At 62.7% G+C, this 15,925-nt stretch carries 15 protein-coding genes; 7 read left to right on the forward strand and 8 right to left on the reverse strand.

Annotation, left to right across the window (positions count from 1 at the left end; translation table 11 throughout):
• On the forward strand, nt 1-159 hold the full coding sequence (locus BHD06_RS23780; RefSeq protein WP_176214361.1) for a hypothetical protein: 159 nt from the start codon (nt 1-3) through the stop codon (nt 157-159).
• Between the two features lie 3 nt (nt 160-162).
• A complete protein-coding gene (locus BHD06_RS14140) occupies nt 163-1,125 on the forward strand; it encodes a D-glycerate dehydrogenase (protein ID WP_080457624.1) in 963 nt (320 codons plus the stop codon).
• Between the two features lie 72 nt (nt 1,126-1,197).
• Here BHD06_RS14140 and pheS read toward each other — a convergent pair whose 3' ends face one another.
• From pheS to BHD06_RS14165, 5 genes are all read right to left on the reverse strand, one after another.
• On the reverse strand, nt 1,198-2,271 hold the full coding sequence (pheS, locus tag BHD06_RS14145) for a phenylalanine--tRNA ligase subunit alpha (protein ID WP_080457625.1): 1,074 nt from the start codon (nt 2,269-2,271) through the stop codon (nt 1,198-1,200).
• 69 nt (nt 2,272-2,340) lie between these two features.
• Nucleotides 2,341-2,907: a sarcosine oxidase subunit gamma gene (locus BHD06_RS14150; RefSeq protein WP_254892425.1), complete on the reverse strand. Its 567-nt coding sequence runs from the start codon at nt 2,905-2,907 to the stop codon at nt 2,341-2,343.
• On the reverse strand, nt 2,900-5,833 hold the full coding sequence (locus BHD06_RS14155) for a sarcosine oxidase subunit alpha family protein (protein WP_080457627.1): 2,934 nt from the start codon (nt 5,831-5,833) through the stop codon (nt 2,900-2,902). The genes BHD06_RS14150 and BHD06_RS14155 overlap by 8 nt, the downstream gene beginning before the upstream one ends.
• Nucleotides 5,830-6,117, reverse strand: a complete 288-nt coding sequence (locus BHD06_RS14160; protein WP_080457628.1) for a sarcosine oxidase subunit delta — start codon at nt 6,115-6,117, stop codon at nt 5,830-5,832. The genes BHD06_RS14155 and BHD06_RS14160 overlap by 4 nt, the downstream gene beginning before the upstream one ends.
• A gap of 68 nt (nt 6,118-6,185) precedes the next feature.
• Nucleotides 6,186-7,436 (reverse strand): sarcosine oxidase subunit beta family protein, encoded by a 1,251-nt coding sequence (locus BHD06_RS14165; protein WP_080457629.1) that lies wholly within the window; start codon nt 7,434-7,436, stop codon nt 6,186-6,188.
• 87 nt (nt 7,437-7,523) lie between these two features.
• On the opposite strand from BHD06_RS14165, the gene BHD06_RS14170 reads away from it, so the two are divergent.
• Nucleotides 7,524-8,489: a GlxA family transcriptional regulator gene (locus BHD06_RS14170; protein ID WP_254892427.1), complete on the forward strand. Its 966-nt coding sequence runs from the start codon at nt 7,524-7,526 to the stop codon at nt 8,487-8,489.
• Here the strand turns inward: BHD06_RS14170 and BHD06_RS14175 are convergent.
• The 3 genes from BHD06_RS14175 to BHD06_RS14185 form a co-directional block, all read right to left on the reverse strand.
• Nucleotides 8,474-9,265 carry an ion transporter gene (locus BHD06_RS14175; RefSeq protein ID WP_080457631.1) on the reverse strand — a complete coding sequence of 264 codons (792 nt, stop codon included), beginning with the start codon at nt 9,263-9,265 and terminating at the stop codon, nt 8,474-8,476. The two genes, BHD06_RS14170 and BHD06_RS14175, sit on opposite strands and share 16 nt — an antisense overlap.
• Nucleotides 9,266-9,344: 79 nt before the next feature.
• Nucleotides 9,345-9,719 (reverse strand): HIT domain-containing protein, encoded by a 375-nt coding sequence (locus tag BHD06_RS14180; RefSeq protein ID WP_080457632.1) that lies wholly within the window; start codon nt 9,717-9,719, stop codon nt 9,345-9,347.
• An 8-nt stretch (nt 9,720-9,727) separates the two neighbouring features.
• Entirely contained in the window at nt 9,728-11,305 is a 1,578-nt protein-coding gene (locus BHD06_RS14185; protein ID WP_080457633.1) for a DUF5928 domain-containing protein, read from the reverse strand.
• Nucleotides 11,306-11,454: 149 nt separating this feature from the next.
• Between BHD06_RS14185 and BHD06_RS14190 the strand changes: the two genes are divergently transcribed.
• The 4 genes from BHD06_RS14190 (at nt 11,455) to dnaN (ending at nt 15,876) form a co-directional block, all read left to right on the forward strand.
• Nucleotides 11,455-12,273, forward strand: a complete 819-nt coding sequence (locus BHD06_RS14190) for a sulfotransferase family protein (RefSeq protein WP_080457634.1) — start codon at nt 11,455-11,457, stop codon at nt 12,271-12,273.
• Nucleotides 12,274-12,475: 202 nt separating this feature from the next.
• Complete coding sequence (gene rpsT, locus BHD06_RS14195; protein ID WP_080457635.1) at nt 12,476-12,739, forward strand: 30S ribosomal protein S20; 264 nt, start codon at nt 12,476-12,478, stop codon at nt 12,737-12,739.
• 490 nt (nt 12,740-13,229) lie between these two features.
• Nucleotides 13,230-14,588, forward strand: coding sequence for a chromosomal replication initiator protein DnaA (gene dnaA / locus BHD06_RS14200; RefSeq protein ID WP_080457636.1), 1,359 nt, complete (start codon nt 13,230-13,232; stop codon nt 14,586-14,588).
• 169 nt (nt 14,589-14,757) lie between these two features.
• Complete coding sequence (gene dnaN / locus BHD06_RS14205; RefSeq protein WP_080457637.1) at nt 14,758-15,876, forward strand: DNA polymerase III subunit beta; 1,119 nt, start codon at nt 14,758-14,760, stop codon at nt 15,874-15,876.
• The last annotated feature ends 49 nt before the right edge of the window (nt 15,877-15,925 follow it).

The following is a 15,925-nucleotide window of genomic DNA, read 5'->3' on the forward strand; positions in this document are numbered from 1 at the left end:
ATGAACAGGCTACTGGCGCTCTTCGCCTTCGCGGTGCTGGCCGCGTTTCTCTATATCCTCGCCAGCGAGATCGGCGAGACCGATCTGTGGATCGTTACGGTCTTTTCCGCCGGGCTGGCGGCTTATGATTTCATCACCTCCAGCAAGAACAAGAGTTGAGCCATGTCCAAACCGGTTATCTGGATTCCACGCCGCCTGTCGGATGCCACGTTGGAGCGCGCACGCCGCGATTACGAGGTGATCGTGAACGAGGCCGATACCCCCGGCAGCGCCGAGGATATCATCGCGATGAGCGCAAAGGTGGACGGGATGATTCCCTGTCATTCCGAGCATTTTTCAGCAGATGTGGTGGCGCGGCTTGATCCGCGGCTCAGGATCGTCGCCAATCATTCGGTGGGTGTCGATCATTGCGATCTCGACGCGCTGAAGGGCGCGGGCGTGGTGGTGACGAACACGCCCGACGTGCTGTCGGATGCTACCGCCGAGATTGCCATGCTGCTGATGCTGGGCGCGGCGCGCCACGCGGTGCGCGGTGATCGGCTGGTGCGGCAGGGGCAATGGGACAGCTGGTCGCCCTCGTTCATGGTGGGCAAACAGATGACTGGTGCGCGACTGGGTATCGTGGGCATGGGCCGCGTCGGTCGCGCCTTTGCCGAGAAAGCACGCGGCTTCGGCATGGAAATTCATTACCACAACCGCTCGCGGCTAACCCCTGAGGTCGAGCAGGGCGCGGTCTTTCACAAGGATGTGGACAGCCTGCTGGAGGTTGCCGATTTCCTGTCGCTGCATTGCCCGGCGACCCCCGACACCGTCGATCTGCTCAATGCCGAGCGCATCGCCAAGCTGCCCAAGGGTGCGGTCGTGGTGAACACGGCACGCGGCGCGCTGGTGGATGAAGACGCCCTCGTTGCGGGCATCGAATCGGGCCATATCGCCGCTGCCGGTCTCGATTGTTTCAAGGTCGAGCCGGGCGGCAACCCGGCCTTTGCGGCGCATGAAAACATCTTCATGTTGCCCCATATCGGCAGCGCCACCCGTGCGACGCGAGACGCCATGGGGTTCCGCGCGCTCGACAATCTCGACGCATTCTTTGCGGGGCGAGAGCCGGGCGACCGTCTGGTCTGAGGCGCAAAAGCAGGCGCCTGGATGTCACGAACCGTAGGGTGGATAAAGGGCCCACCCTACGGTCGTCAGGTCTTACCTGCTCAACCCGCCATGCAACGTCGGCACGTCCAGAGACGCGAACCCGTAATGCCGCAGCCAGCGCAGGTCTGAATCAAAGAACGCCCGCAGATCGGGAATGCCGTATTTCAGCATCGCGATTCGGTCGATCCCCATGCCGAAGGCAAAGCCCTGCCACTTGTTCGGGTCGATATTCCCGGCCTCCAGCACGCGTGGGTGCACCATGCCGGATCCGAGGATTTCCAGCCAGTCATCGCCCTCGCCGACCTTCAAGGTGCCGCCCTCCCAGCTACAGCGGATATCGACCTCGGCCGAGGGTTCGGTGAACGGGAAATGCGACGCGCGAAAGCGCAGTTCCACATCGTCCACCTCGAAGAACGCCTTGACGAATTCTTCCAGCACCCATTTCAGGTTGGCCATCGAGATATCGCGGCCAATCGCCAGCCCCTCGACCTGATGGAACATCGGCGTGTGGGTCTGGTCGTAATCGGCGCGATAGACGCGGCCCGGCGCGATCACCCGGATGGGTGCGCCCTCGGCCTGCATGGTGCGGATCTGCACCGGGCTCGTGTGGGTACGCAGGACGTGCGGCGGGCGGTCATCGCCGTCGGAGCGATGGGTATAGAACGTGTCCATCTCGGCCCGTGCCGGGTGATGGCCGGGAATGTTCAGCGCGTCGAAATTGTACCAGTCGCTCTCGATTTGCGGCCCCTCGGCCACGGCAAAGCCCATATCGGCAAAGATCGCCGTGACCTCCTCGGTCACCTGGCTCACAGGATGGATCGTGCCCTGCCGACGCGGCCGCCCCGGCAGCGTCACGTCAAGCCATTCGCCCCGCAGCCGCGCGTCGAGCGCGGCATCGCCCAGCGCCTCTTTCTTGGCCGCCAGCGCCGAATTGATCTCGTCCTTGAGCGCGTTGAGCGCCGGGCCCGCCACCTGCCGTTCCTCGGGCGTCATCTTGCCCAACTCGCGCATCTTGAGGCTGATCTCGCCTTTCTTGCCCACGGCCTGCACCCGCAGATCCTCGAGCGCGGATTCGTCGCCCGCATTGGCAATCGCCGTCAGATATTTGTCCCGCAGATTGTTCATGGCTCTTATCCCGCTGATGTCAGGGGCGAGTTACCGCGCCTTGCCCCCGCGTGCAAGCATCTGCACCCGTCACGCGATATTGTGCAGCGAGACCTCGACCGCGTGCAGAAAGGATTTGGCCGAGGAACTCGCCGACAATAGCAGGTAGTCATCCTCGCCCGTGCGCAGGATCAGCACGCCCAGATGCTCCATCACCGTGCGCGCGGCGTGACCCAGGCCAAACACCTGTGGATGCAGGTCAATCGGGCAAATCCGCTCCAATGCACGGCGAGCGTCGGGGCCAGACAGCGCCAGCGCCACCCAGACATCGGTCTGATCGGTGGTATAGAGTGCGTCGTTCAGGCGTTGCGCCACGACGCGTCCGGCATCGGGGGTCGCGTGGGTGAAAAGCGCGAAGGCCAGATCCGGGGCCAGCCGGATAAGGCGCGTGTCATCCTCGGCGAGCACGGACCGGCCAATCTCGGGGAGGTCCACCCCATAGGCGGACTTGATCGCCCGATCTGCTGCATCCTCTCTGCCCAGCGGCAGCGCCAGCGACACCAGCGCCAGATCGGCGGGTGCCCAGAGGCGCACGCCCGCAATCTCCATCTTCGTGCCCGCCAGTGGCGGCTCTGCCTGCAAAGTATACTCAGCCACGCAACCGCTCTCCTTCCGGGTCGATGAAATGCGCCGGAACCACCTCGACCTCCATCTCCCTGCCATGCACCGGGCTGACGGCGCGCAGGATTTCGCCCAACCGCGCATCGCCCCGCTTGAGAAAGCCCAGCCCGATGGAATGCCCCAGGCTCGGCGAATAGGCGACCGAGGACATCCAGCCCTGATCGTTGTCCATCATCACGGCATCCCCTTGCCCGATGAAATGCGATCCCGCGATCAGCCCCGTGTCGCGGTTCACAGGCCGGAACCCGACCAGCTTGACCGCATCCTCGCGCAACAGCTCGGGGCGGTGCGACAGCACGTTGCCGATACAGTCCTTTTTCCGGCTGACCATCCGCCCCATCCCTAGGTTATGCGCCGTGGTCTGACCGTTGAGCTCATTGCCCGCCGCATGCCCCTTTTCGATGCGCATCACGCCAAGCGCCTCGGTGCCATAGGGTACGGCGTCGAATTCCCGGCCCGCCTCCATCAGCACGCCCATCATGGCATTGCCAAACCGCGCGGGCACCGCGACCTCATAGGCCAACTCGCCCGAGAAGGAGATCCGGAACAGCCGTGCGGGCATCCCGCCGCAAACAGTCACCTCACCGCAGCCCATGAAAGGAAACGCCTCGTTCGAGAGATCATGAGCCTTATCCACCACCTTGCGCAGCAGGTTGCGCGCGTTCGGCCCGGCGACGGCGAACTGCGCCCAGCCGTCAGTGGTGGAAATCAGGTGCACATCCAGATCGGGCCACAGGCATTGTCGTGCAAACTCCAGCCGACGGAACACCGTGACGGCATTGGCGGTGGTGGTGGTCATCACGTAGTGATGCTCGCCCATCCGTGCGGTGGTGCCATCGTCATAGGCGATGCCATCCTCGCGCAGCATCAGGCCATAGCGCACGCGGCCCACCGCCAGCGTAGCAAACCCGTTGCAATAGACCCGGTTCAGGAACTCGCCCGCGTCGCGCCCCTGAATGTCGATCTTGCCCAGCGTGGTCACGTCGCAGATCCCCACCGACCGGCGCGTCATCAGCACCTCGCGATCCACAGAATCGCGCCAGCCCTGTTCCCCCTCCCGCGCGAACCACTGCGCGCGTAGCCAGTTGCCGACCTCGACAAAGGTTGCGCCATTGGCCTCGGCCCAGCGATGCGAGGGCGTCAGGCGATAGGGCCGGAAATCGCGGCCCCGAGCACGGCCTGCCAGCGCACCGATGGGCACCGGCGTATAGGGCGGGCGAAAGATCGTCGTGCCGGTTTCGGGAATCGTCTTGCCGGTGCATTCCGCCATGACCGCAAGCGCGGGGATATTGGCCGTCTTGCCCTGATCGGTGGCCATGCCAAGCGTGGTGTAGCGCTTTAGATGTTCGACCGAGCGAAAGCCTTCCTGATGCGCCTGTTTCACGTCCTTGACGGTCACGTCGTTCTGCAGGTCGAGCCAGGCGCGCGCCCGGCTTTGCGATACATGCCAGATGGGCGCGCCGTCGCGCGGTTCGTCCTCGGCACGGGGCAGATCGCCCGTGTCGGTATAGCCCAGACGCTCCGTCACCGCGACCCCATCGCGCAGCGCCGCTGCCAGTGTCATCGCCCCATTCGCGGCCCCCGCCACCACCATGCCGGGCGGCAAGTCACGCCCGGGCACGAAGGCCGCCAGATCGTCGCGCCATTCGGGTCGTCCGCGCTGATGGCAGGTCAGGTGCACATTCGGGTTCCAGCCGCCCGACACCGCGAGGCAATCGACGTCGATCATCTGCCCGTCGATCAGCGAGATCTGCCTCAGCCCCTTGCGCCCTTTCGTGTCCATCACCGCAGCGCCCCGGATATGCCGCGCGCCGTGCACATCGCAGACGGCGGGCGCGTCGCGCGTGTCGATCACGGCGGGCACCTCGACCCCCTTGGCCACCAGGTCGGCGGCGCTGCGCCAGCCGTCGTCGTTATTGGTAAAGACCGCCACGCGCCGCCCCGGCGCCACGCCCCAGCGATTTGCATAGGCACGCACAGCCCCCGCCAGCATCACCCCGGGCCGGTCGTTGTTGCCAAAGGCTATGGGGCGTTCCGTCGCCCCCGCCGCCAGCACCGCGTGCCGGGAATAGACGCGCCACAGAACCTGCCGGGGCTTGCCGCCGCTGAATGCCAGGTGATCGGTACACCGCTCCAGCATGCCATAGATGCCGTGATCATAGGCCCCGTAGACCGTGCTGCGCGGCATCAGGCGCACATTCTCCATCGCCGCCAGTTCGGCCACGACAGTGGCGGCCCAATCGGCCCCGGGCATTCCGTCCACCTCCAGCGTCTCGGCGTTGAGCCGCCCGCCCATGACGAAATCCTCGTCCGCCAGGATCACCCGCACGCCTGCGCGCGCCGCCGTGCGCGCCGCCATCAACCCGGCAGGCCCCGCGCCGATCACGAGCAGATCGCAATGCAGATAGCCCTTGTCGTAGCAGTCCGGGTCCTCCTCCATCGACAGCTGCCCGAGACCGGCAGAGGCCCGGATCGCGGGTTCGTAGAGCTTTTCCCAGAACGCGCGCGGCCACATGAAGGTCTTGTAATAGAATCCCGCCGAGAGGAACGGCGACAGCAGGTCCGTCACCGCCATCAGGTCAAACTCGAGCGAGCCGCGATGGTTCTGGCTGCGCGCCTCCAGCCCGTCGAAGAGCTCGGCTACCGTGGCGCGGGTATTGGGCTCCTGCGCGGCCCCCTTGCGCAATTCCACCAGCGCATTGGGCTCTTCCGACCCGGCGGTGAAGATGCCACGCGGGCGGTGATATTTGAACGACCGCCCCACCAGCCGCTGCCCGTTGGCTAATAGCGCTGAGGCCAGCGTATCGCCCGGATGGCCCTGCATCGCCTTGCCGTTGAAGGAAAAGCTGATCTCGGTGGAGCGGTCGATGAGACCGCCCTTGATGCGATTGACCTGGCTCATCGGCCCCGTCCCCGGGCACGCGCCACGTCGCGCGCGAGTTCGACCCGGCTGATCTCGTGGTTCACCGTGTTGCGGGTCACCACCAGCCAGGACCGGTCGCCCTGCTCGTGATACCACAGTTCCTGATGCACCCCCGCCGGGTTGTCGCGCAGGTAGCCATAGGCGTGAAAGGCCTCGGCGGCGTTTTCGGCCTGCCAGTCGGGCCGGTCGATCAGCGCGGCATCGCCGAGATAAACGAATTCGGCGGCGTCGCGCGGGCCCAGGAGCGGGTGATGGATGATCATGCGTCCGTGCCCTGTGTCAGTGGTTGGATTTGAGTATTTTGGGAACGATGAAAGGTCATGGCATGCCCTCAATGCAGGTTGGGCTGGTTGCCCATACCCTTTTCGTCGATCAGATGCCCGCGCGCGAAGCGGTCGAGGCGCATTTCGGTGGCCACCGGGTGCGGCGCATCCCTGGCCAGCAGATGAGCGTAGCACATCCCGCTTGCCGGGGTCGCCTTGAAGCCGCCATAGCACCAGCCGCCGTTGAAATAGAGCCCATCGATATGGGTGCGGTCGATAAAGGGTGAGCCATCCATCGACATGTCCATGATCCCGCCCCAGTTGCGCAAGAGGCGCGCGCGCCCGATCATCGGCATGATCGCCATGCCTCCTTCGGCCACGTCCTCGACCACCGGCAGGTTGCCGCGCTGCGCGTAGGAATTGTAGCCGTCGATATCGCCGCCGAAGACTAGCCCGCCCTTGTCGGACTGACTGACATAGAAATGCCCCGCCCCGAAGGTGATGACCCCCGGCAGCACCGGCTTCAGCCCCTCGGTGACGAAGGCTTGCAAGACATGGGATTCAATCGGCAGGCGCATCCCCGCCAGCGCCATCACCCGGCCAGAGGAGCCCGCGACGCAGACCGCGACCTTACGCGCGCGAATGGCCCCGCGCGTCGTCTCGACACCCCGGCATTTGCCGTTTTCGATGTCGAACCCGGTGACCTCGCAATTCTGGATGATATCGACGCCCCGCGCATCGGCACCGCGCGCATAGCCCCAGGCCACCGCGTCATGCCGCACCGTGCCACCGCGCCGTTGAAAAAGCCCGCCCTTGATCGGAAAGCGGGCATTGTCGAAATCGAGAAACGGCAACTCGGCGCGCAGCTGATCGGCATCGGCCAGTTCCGCATCGGCGCCTGCCAGAAACATCGCATTGGCCCGCCGCACGAAAGCATCGCGCTGCGCGTCCGAATGGATGAGGTTCAGGATCGAGCGCTGGCTGACCATTGCGTTGTAATTGAAATCCTGTTCCAGCCCTTCCCACAGCTTGAGCGACATCTCGTAGAACGGCTCGTTGCCGGGCAGCAGGTAGTTTGAGCGGATGATGGTGGTGTTGCGCCCCACATTGCCCGACCCGATCCAGCCCTTTTCCAGCACCGCCACATTGCGCAGGCCGAATTCCTTGGCGAGGTAATAGGCGGTGGCGAGGCCGTGCCCGCCGCCGCCGATGATGACGATATCATATTCGGGTTTCGGCTCCGGGTCGCGCCAAGCGGGTGTCCAGCCTTTGTTGCCGGTCAGCCCTTCGCGGAAGATCTTGAAGGCGGAATAGCGCATGGGGTCTGTCCTACGGCTCGTTCTCGCTAAATCATGGCTGATCTATCGGGGCTATACTTGTCTAATATAGTCAGTTACATGACGTTTATGGACAGAAACGGCAGACTGCGCCCTGGACCGCATCGAATTGGCATCCTGCCGATACACGGCTTTGCGCTGATGTCGTATGCCGCCACGGTCGAGCCGCTGCGCGCCGCCAACCTGTTCGCGGGGCGCACGCTCTACGAGGTGATCCATATCGCCCCGACGCCCGACCCGGTATGCAGTTCCGGCGCAGCACAGGTCAGGCCCGAGGCGGGGCTTGTCGACGATCTCAACCTCGATCATCTGTTTATCGTGGCGGGGGGCGATCCGGCCACCTACCCGGCGCGCGCGCTCACCCCGTGGCTCGCGCGTCAGGCGCGGGCGGGGGTGGTGCTGGGCGGTGTCTCGGGCGGGCCGATCATTCTGGCGCGCGCCGGGCTGATGAGCGACAGGCGGATGACCGTGCACTGGGAATATGCCGCCGCCCTGGCCGAGGTCGCGCCCGACCTGCGCATCGAACGCACGCTCTATGTCATTGGCCGCGACCGGATGACCTGCGCGGGCGGCACCGCGCCGATGGACATGATGCACGCGCTTATCGCCAGCCATCATGGGCGCACCTTTGCGCGCGAGGTCAGCGACTGGTTCATGCATACCGAGATCCGCCCGCCCACCGGCCCGCAACGCTCTGGCCTGGTGGAGCGCGTCGGCACGCAAAGCGCGGCAATTCTCGATGCGGTCGAGGCGATGGAGGGCAATATCGCCGATCCGCTAACCCTGGCGCATCTGGCGCAGATCGCCCGGCTGTCGCCGCGACAGCTCAACCGGGTGTTCCGGCAGCATCTGGGCCAGACCACCCTTGGCTATTACCGCCGCCTGCGGCTCGAAAAGGCGCGCAACCTGTTGCGCAATTCGGCGCTGTCGCTGACCGAGGTGGCGCTCGCCACCGGCTTTGCCAGTTCCTCGCATTTCTCGCGCGCCTATCGCGCGGAATACGGCCAGCCGCCGTCGCGCTACCGCTCGTCCTGATCGCGCCGCTCTCGAATGAGCGCCTCCAGGTCCGCCAGCCGGGTCAGCACCTCGTCGCGGTAGGTGTCGGTCTTTTCCGCGTCCTCGGCGTGATGCGCGTCCTGCATCGAGTTGACGATGAGACCGACCAGAAGGTTCACCACCGCAAAGGTCGTGACCATGATAAAGGGTACGAAGAAGGCCCAGGCATAGGAAAACACCTCCATTACCGGGCGCACGATGCCCATCGACCACGACTCCAGCGTCATGATCTGGAAGAGCGAATAGGCCGAACGCCCGAGGTCGCCGAACCAGTCGGGAAAGGCCGCGCCAAAGAGCTTGGTCGCCATGACCGAGCCGATATAGAAGATCATGCCCATCAGCAGAAATACCGAGCCCATCCCCGGCAGCGCCGTCACCAGCCCCTCGACCACGCGGCGCAGCGAGGGCGCAACCGACACCACGCGCAAAAGGCGCAGGATGCGCAGCGCCCGCAGCACCGACAAGCCTTGCGTTGCGGGCACCAGCGAGATGCCGACGATGATGAAATCGAAGATGTTCCAGCCGCGCCGGAAAAACCCGGTGATACCGCGCGCATAGAGCTTGGCCGCGATCTCGACCACGAAGACCGACAGGCACAGCTTGTCCAGCAGGATGACCAGTCCGCCTGCCTTCGCCATGAGCGGTTCAGATGTTTCCATCCCGAGGATCACGGCGTTGAACAGGATCACGCCGAGAATCGTGTTCTGAAAGAGCGGCGTGTCGAGAATGGCACCGATACGTTTTCGAAATGTCATGTCCTGCCTGTGGGTTCGCGCTGCAATCGCGGGTCATATGGGCGCGGCACGACGGCACCGCAAGCGGGAGCGGACGGCCCTACATCTTTTGCAGCATCCGGCCCAGCGGGCGGCCACCAATGATATGCAGGTGGAAATGCGGCACCTCCTGCACGCCATTCTCACCGGCATTGGTGATCGCGCGAAAGCCACCATCGCCAAGCTGCACGCCGGACTGACGGCAGATCTCGGCCACGGCGCGGTTGAAATCGACGATCTCGGCATCGCTGGCCTCGGTCGCGAAATGATCGTAGCTGACATAGGCCCCCTTGGGGATCACCAGCACATGCACCGGCGCCTGCGGCTGGATATCCTCGAAGGCGAGCGTGTGCCCGGTCTCCAGCACGGTTTTGTTCGGGATCTCGCCACGCAGGATCTTGGCAAAGATGTTCTGATCGTCATAGGCATAAGACATGGGCGTCCTCAATCTGCAAAAAGATGGTCGAGTGCAGCGATTTCCTGCGCCTTTTCGGGCGGAATATCAAGGAACCGCGACAACAGATCCGGGTAGCGCGCGGTATCGTCGTTTTCGCGCAGGATCAGGTGGTTCTCGAATTCGGAATCACGGATCTGATCGCTCTCATGGGTCATGTCCCCGCGGATCGTGGGTAGCAGCCGCTCCAGCGTCTCGGGCGGGGTCTGCTCGCCGGCAAGGCCTACGCGCATGGCGTGGCCAGTAAGGTAGGAATCGGTGAAATGGCACTGAATTTCCAGCAACTTGGTTACCGACCGATCGCCGCAGAAATCCTGCAATAGGTCGATGCTGCCCGGGTCCATGCAGACGATCAGGCGGTCAGTCTCGTAATAGTCGAACAGCATCCGCATCAGCGCGCGGCGATGGCGGGTGCGCTTGGCCAAGGTGCCCTGAATGCCACCCAGATCAGGCAGCGCAGTGCCCTCCTCGTTAAAGAGATACTCGATTGCGGGCAGGTTGGTGACCTGCCGGATCCGGTCGAGCAGGCGCTTGGCGACATGCCACTTCTTGCACACCACGATCATCAGCTCACGCTCGCGGCCCAGCGTGCTCTCGGTTTCCCAAAACCGCTGGGCAAAGCGCCGCCCCTCACGGCCACGCCCGGTGAGGAACTTGAACAGGCTGCGTCCCTCGTTCGAAATCTGGAACTCGGCCCGCGTGTTGTTGTAGAGCGCGCCGAGGCGGCGCTTGAGCTCCAGCGACTCGGGGCTGATCTTGCGGGCAAAGAGATAATCCTGGCTGAGCAACAGGTCGTAATGGTCGTTGTAGAACGTAACCGGCATGCCGTAATCGGTGAACATCAGAAAGGTCAGTGTGCGCGTCTCGATCTCGGTCTCGGGCACGAGATGACGCACCAGCGTCTGAAAGAACGTCTCGTCGGGAATCCAGGTGGTGCGGAAAAACCGCATCACGTCGCGCCGCCGTCGCGTGAAATCCAGGATCCATTCCACGGTGCGGCGGCGCAGGCACCACCACTGGCTGCCGATCTGCACCTGGATGTCATTCGGGATATCACGCGTGATGCCAAGTTTGCGTTGCAGGTTGAACGACGTGTAGAACCGCTTGGGCTGTGTCCGCTCGTTAAAAAAATGGCGGTAGATTAGCCGCTCCTGCTTCATCCCGGTCTTGATCCAGTCGCTGTCGAAATAATCGAAACTTTCGACGTAATCGAGATCGCGCGCATCGAGATACTCATGCGCGAAGCGGGCGGACTTGATCGGCGCGCAATCGCCTGACAGCATGTAAAAATGCGTGGCGCGCGGGAACTGATCGACCGCCGCCTCCACGGCATAGAGCGTCGCCTGCACCAATGACCATTCACCCCAACCACATTTGATGCGCTTTTTCGCGAAGGTCACGTTGGGGTTGTCGCCAAGCGCTTCACGGATCTCGCGGAACGCCTCGGGCTTGGCGCGGGCATCGAAATGGATCGACATGTAATCGCCCCCAGCCGTCAGCATCTCGGCCTGGCGAATGATCGCCTCAGGGTCTTTATGGCACAGTAGGATAAACGCGATTTTTGCCATTTCAGGAACTGTGCAAGCCTTTTTTCATAGATTGTGTATAGCATTAACCTTGAAGGTCGTCTGAATAAACAGGCTTTCTTTGGTTTTTTGAACAGGTTACAAAGCATTGAGCCCATAAAAACCGGGCCGGACGTGCGGAGGCAGCGACAATGGGGTTTCCAGGAACATGGATGACCGAGAGCCAGAGCGTGGTCTACCGCGTGGTGCCGAAATGCGCCTGCTCGACCATCGGGCAGATCATGTATTACTCCGATCACGGTGAATTCTTCGACGGCGACATCCACGATGCCACCACCGGGCTGCACAAATGGGCGCGTGAGGACAGCCAGAAACTGATCAACGCCAATGTGCGCACCCATACTTCTTATGCCTTCACTTGCGTGCGCAATCCCTACACCCGTATCCTGTCGTCCTTCTTCGACAAGATCTGCGGCATCCAGCGCAATGGCAAGCGCTATCGCGGCAAGCTGGTGCCGATGCTGATCCAGAAATACGGCATCGAAGTCGGCGGCGAGGACGGCAAACAGGAGTTCGACCAGATCAAGAGCTTTCGGCGCTTCCTGCTTTTTGCGCGCGACTCGATCCGCTTCAAGCGTCCGATGGAGCCCGATATCCACTGGTCGGCGATGTCAGGTCATGTCTCGACCTTCATCGTCAATGGCGGCACCTATGACAAGATCTTCTGGACCGAGACCTTCAATGATGGCATGGCAGAGGTGCTCAAGTCGATTGACACGCCGCATAAGGTCAATCTCAAGACCATCCCGCGTTTCAACGAATCCGAAGGCCACGGACCCAAGCGCGCCCACCCGGTCGAGGATTATTTCGACGACCTATCGATGCATCTGATCCGCGAGATCTACAAACGCGATTTCGAGGTCTTCAAATACGATTTCGAGAATCCCGCCAACAAGATGCCCGTGGGCGAGATCGACCTCGAAGAGGTTCACGCCAAGCTGGGTGAGTAAGGTGGCCTGACCGGACGTCGCAGATGAGTATTTGATCCATAAAGACGCCGGGGCTTGCATTCCGCGTCAATCGGGATAAAAGGCGCGTCATATATGCGCGTGATGCCCGCTCAGGCAAGAATCATTACCCCGGAGATCGGGGGCCCGGTTGGGTATCCGTGCGTCACACCTAGTTACCAAACCTTGAAAGGGTCTGATTCACATGGCCAACACACCCCAGTCCAAAAAGCGCGCACGCCAGAACGAAAAGCGCTTTGAAATCAACAAAGCCCGCCGTTCGCGGATTCGCACGCATCTGCGCAAAGTCGAAGAGGCGATCGCCTCGGGTGACAAAGATGCCGCAGTTTCGGCCCTTCGTGCCGCTCAGCCCGAACTGATGCGCGGCGTCACCAAAGGCGTCTTCCACAAGAACACCGCCTCGCGCAAGATTTCGCGCCTCGCATCGCGGGTCAAGGCGCTCGGTTAAGGGTCTCCCCTAAGCCGTTGAAGGATAAAGGCACCGCCGCGCGCGGTGCCTTTTTGTTTCTTCGGGTCGGTCCGATGGCCGCCAGATTCTTTTCTGTCAAAGCCGCTGTCAAGCACATTGATCAGTTGCCCAGCGGGCCGGGACGTTGCTAATTTCGGACCTGCGATTCACGCTTGGGGGGACTAGGCTGCATCAACTCATGGGCTCGATGGAACCGATCTGGCCTTGGCTTGAAACGAGCATTACTGCTTTGGCTTTGTCCATATAAACGTATTTTCAAAGACGACGGGGATAGTGGCCGGTTGGGACGGGCCGCTCTTGCCCGACGCTTTTGAGATGCGCGGTGATCTGTCGAAGGATCTTGCTACCGTAGCCTTGCGCAACGGTGCCGGGTGACCTTTGCCCCTCATCCGGTGATCGCACAGCACGGGCGAACCGGCCGGCGGATTCTCCGCCGGGCGGGGATGAGAAAGCAGCGGAATAGGGTATCATGACGCAAGAACAATGGGGACGGCTGAAGCAGCAGATTCAGCAATCCGTCGGGCAGAGCAATTTCAGAAACTGGATCGAGCCGCTGGAGATCGCCGAAGTGTCGAATGGCGTCGCGACGCTGCAAGTACCCACCAGTTTTCTCGGTGATTACGTCTCGCAGCATTTCGGCGAACTGATCCTCTATCAGATTGCCAGCGTCGATCCGAACGTGCGCCGTCTCAATTTCCGGGTGGCCGCTAATCACGCCGCGCGCCCGTCCGCCGCACCTGCGCCCAAGACCTCTGCGGCCTCGTCATATGGCAAGACCGACGGTAACCTGCCCTCCGCCCCGCTGGACGAGCGGTTCCGCTTTGACACCTTCGTCGTGGGTAAGCCAAACGAGTTGGCGCACGCTGCCGCCAAACGCGTCGCCGAAGGCGGGCCAACCACCTTCAATCCGCTCTTTCTCTATGGCGGTGTTGGTCTGGGCAAGACCCACCTGATGCACGCCATCGCCTGGGAGTTGACTGACGCAAGCCCTGAGCTCAACGTACTCTATCTCTCGGCAGAGCAGTTCATGTACCGTTTCGTGCAGGCCCTGCGCGACCGTAAAATGATGAATTTCAAAGAGATGTTCCGCTCGGTCGATATCCTGATGGTCGACGACGTTCAGTTCATCGCCGGCAAGGATAGCACCCAGGAGGAGTTCTTTCACACCTTCAATGCGCTGGTCGATCAGAACAAGCAGATCGTGATTTCCGCTGACTGCGCCCCCGGCGAGATCGCCAATCTCGAGGACCGGATCAAGTCACGCCTGCAATGCGGCCTCGTCGTCGATCTGCACCCCACCGATTACGAATTGCGTCTCGGCATTCTGCAATCCAAGATCGAGCGTCACCGCGAACAGTATCCCGATCTGCTGCTGCATGACGGCGTGCTCGAATTCCTCGCCCACCGGATCAGCACCAATGTCCGCGTGCTGGAAGGCGCGCTGACCCGGCTTTTTGCCTTCGCCTCGCTGGTGCGCCAGCCGATCACGTTGGAACTGACGCAGGACTGCCTCGCCGACGTGCTGCGCGCCTCCGAGCGCAAGGTCTCTGTCGAGGAGATTCAGCGCAAGGTTTCCGATCACTACAACATCCGCCTGTCTGACATGATCGGGCCCAAGCGCCTGCGCGCCTTCGCCCGCCCACGTCAGGTGGCGATGTATCTGTGCAAGCAGATGACCTCGCGCTCGCTGCCCGAGATCGGTCGCCGTTTCGGCGGGCGCGACCACACCACCGTGATGCACGGGGTCAAGCGCATTGAGGAGTTGCGCGTTCAGGATGCCCAGATCGCCGACGATCTGGAGCTTTTGCGCCGTACGCTCGAAGGCTGAGCGCGGCTTTAGCGCCGCAAACGCCCTCCCGCGCGGCATGCCGTGCGGGCTGTGGCCCTTGACGCTGCCAGATTTCCAGCCGAAAACACGACAAAGCGCTTGAGCCGCAGGGGAATATTGCTACCGTGCCCCTCCCGGCGCAAGACCGGCACCTGACAGGAGCGAGGGCATGAAACTCAGCATCGAACGCGGCACGTTGCTCAAGGCCGTGGCACAGGCACAATCCGTGGTCGAGCGGCGCAACACTATTCCGATCCTCGCCAATGTGCTGATCGAAGCCGATGGCGACGCGGTGCATTTCCGCGCTACCGATCTCGATATCGAGGTGGTCGATAAGGCCCCGGCACAGGTCGAGCGTGCGGGCGCCACCACCGTCTCGGCGGTGATGCTGCACGAAATCGTGCGCAAACTGCCCGACGGGGCCCTCGTCACGCTGGCCGATGACGGCAGCGCCGGTCGCCTTACCGTGCAGGCGGGCCGGTCGAACTTCAACCTGGCGACCCTTCCCAAGGAAGATTTCCCGGTGATGGCATCATCGGAATATGCCAGCAATTTCTCGGCCCCCGCGCCGGTACTGCGGCGGCTTTTCGACAAGTCGAAGTTCGCCATTTCCACCGAGGAAACCCGCTATTACCTGAACGGCGTCTACATGCACGTCTCCGAGGCCGATGGCGGCAAGGTCCTGCGCTGCGTCGCAACAGACGGCCACCGCCTCGCCCGGATCGACGCCGACCTGCCCGAGGGGGCGTCGGAGATGCCCGGCGTCATCGTCCCGCGCAAGACAGTCGGCGAGTTGCGCAAGCTGCTGGAAGATGACGAGATGAAGATCGCGGTCTCGGTCTCGGAGACCAAGATCCGGTTTGCCACGCCCGATATCACCCTGACCTCCAAGGTGATCGACGGCACCTTTCCCGATTACACCCGCGTTATCCCGCAGGGCAACACCCGCCGGATGGAGGTGGATGCTGCTGAATTCGCGCAGGCCGTGGACCGCGTGGCGACGGTGAGTTCCGAACGCTCGCGCGCGGTGAAGCTGGCGCTTGACGAGGATCGGCTGATCCTCTCGGTCAACGCCCCCGATAGCGGTGCCGCCGAGGAAGAGCTGGCCGTGGCCTATGGCGATGAACGCCTGGAGATCGGCTTCAACGCCAAGTACCTGCTGGAAATCGCCAGCCAGGTCGACCGCGAGAACGCCGTGTTCCTGTTCAATTCCTCGGGCGATCCGACGCTGATGCGCGAGGGCAATGACACGACGGCGGTCTATGTCGTCATGCCGATGCGGGTGTGACATCTGTCGGAGCCTCCGGCGGGGATATTTCTGGCAAGATGAAAGGGTC

This window comes from Roseovarius sp. A-2 (genome assembly GCF_002072155.1).
GTDB lineage: Bacteria > Pseudomonadota > Alphaproteobacteria > Rhodobacterales > Rhodobacteraceae > Roseovarius.

Coding starts and splice junctions, on each gene's coding strand:
- BHD06_RS23780 (WP_176214361.1), top strand. CDS start 1: ATGAACAGGCTACTGGCGCTCTTCGCCTTCGCGGTGCTGGCCGCGTTT.
- BHD06_RS14140 (WP_080457624.1), top strand. CDS start 163: ATGTCCAAACCGGTTATCTGGATTCCACGCCGCCTGTCGGATGCCACG.
- pheS (WP_080457625.1), bottom strand. CDS start 2,271: ATGAACAATCTGCGGGACAAATATCTGACGGCGATTGCCAATGCGGGC.
- BHD06_RS14155 (WP_080457627.1), bottom strand. CDS start 5,833: ATGAGCCAGGTCAATCGCATCAAGGGCGGTCTCATCGACCGCTCCACC.
- BHD06_RS14160 (WP_080457628.1), bottom strand. CDS start 6,117: ATGATCATCCATCACCCGCTCCTGGGCCCGCGCGACGCCGCCGAATTC.
- BHD06_RS14165 (WP_080457629.1), bottom strand. CDS start 7,436: ATGCGCTATTCCGCCTTCAAGATCTTCCGCGAAGGGCTGACCGGCAAC.
- BHD06_RS14170 (WP_254892427.1), top strand. CDS start 7,524: ATGGACAGAAACGGCAGACTGCGCCCTGGACCGCATCGAATTGGCATC.
- BHD06_RS14175 (WP_080457631.1), bottom strand. CDS start 9,265: ATGACATTTCGAAAACGTATCGGTGCCATTCTCGACACGCCGCTCTTT.
- BHD06_RS14180 (WP_080457632.1), bottom strand. CDS start 9,719: ATGTCTTATGCCTATGACGATCAGAACATCTTTGCCAAGATCCTGCGT.
- BHD06_RS14185 (WP_080457633.1), bottom strand. CDS start 11,305: ATGGCAAAAATCGCGTTTATCCTACTGTGCCATAAAGACCCTGAGGCG.
- BHD06_RS14190 (WP_080457634.1), top strand. CDS start 11,455: ATGGGGTTTCCAGGAACATGGATGACCGAGAGCCAGAGCGTGGTCTAC.
- rpsT (WP_080457635.1), top strand. CDS start 12,476: ATGGCCAACACACCCCAGTCCAAAAAGCGCGCACGCCAGAACGAAAAG.
- dnaA (WP_080457636.1), top strand. CDS start 13,230: ATGACGCAAGAACAATGGGGACGGCTGAAGCAGCAGATTCAGCAATCC.
- dnaN (WP_080457637.1), top strand. CDS start 14,758: ATGAAACTCAGCATCGAACGCGGCACGTTGCTCAAGGCCGTGGCACAG.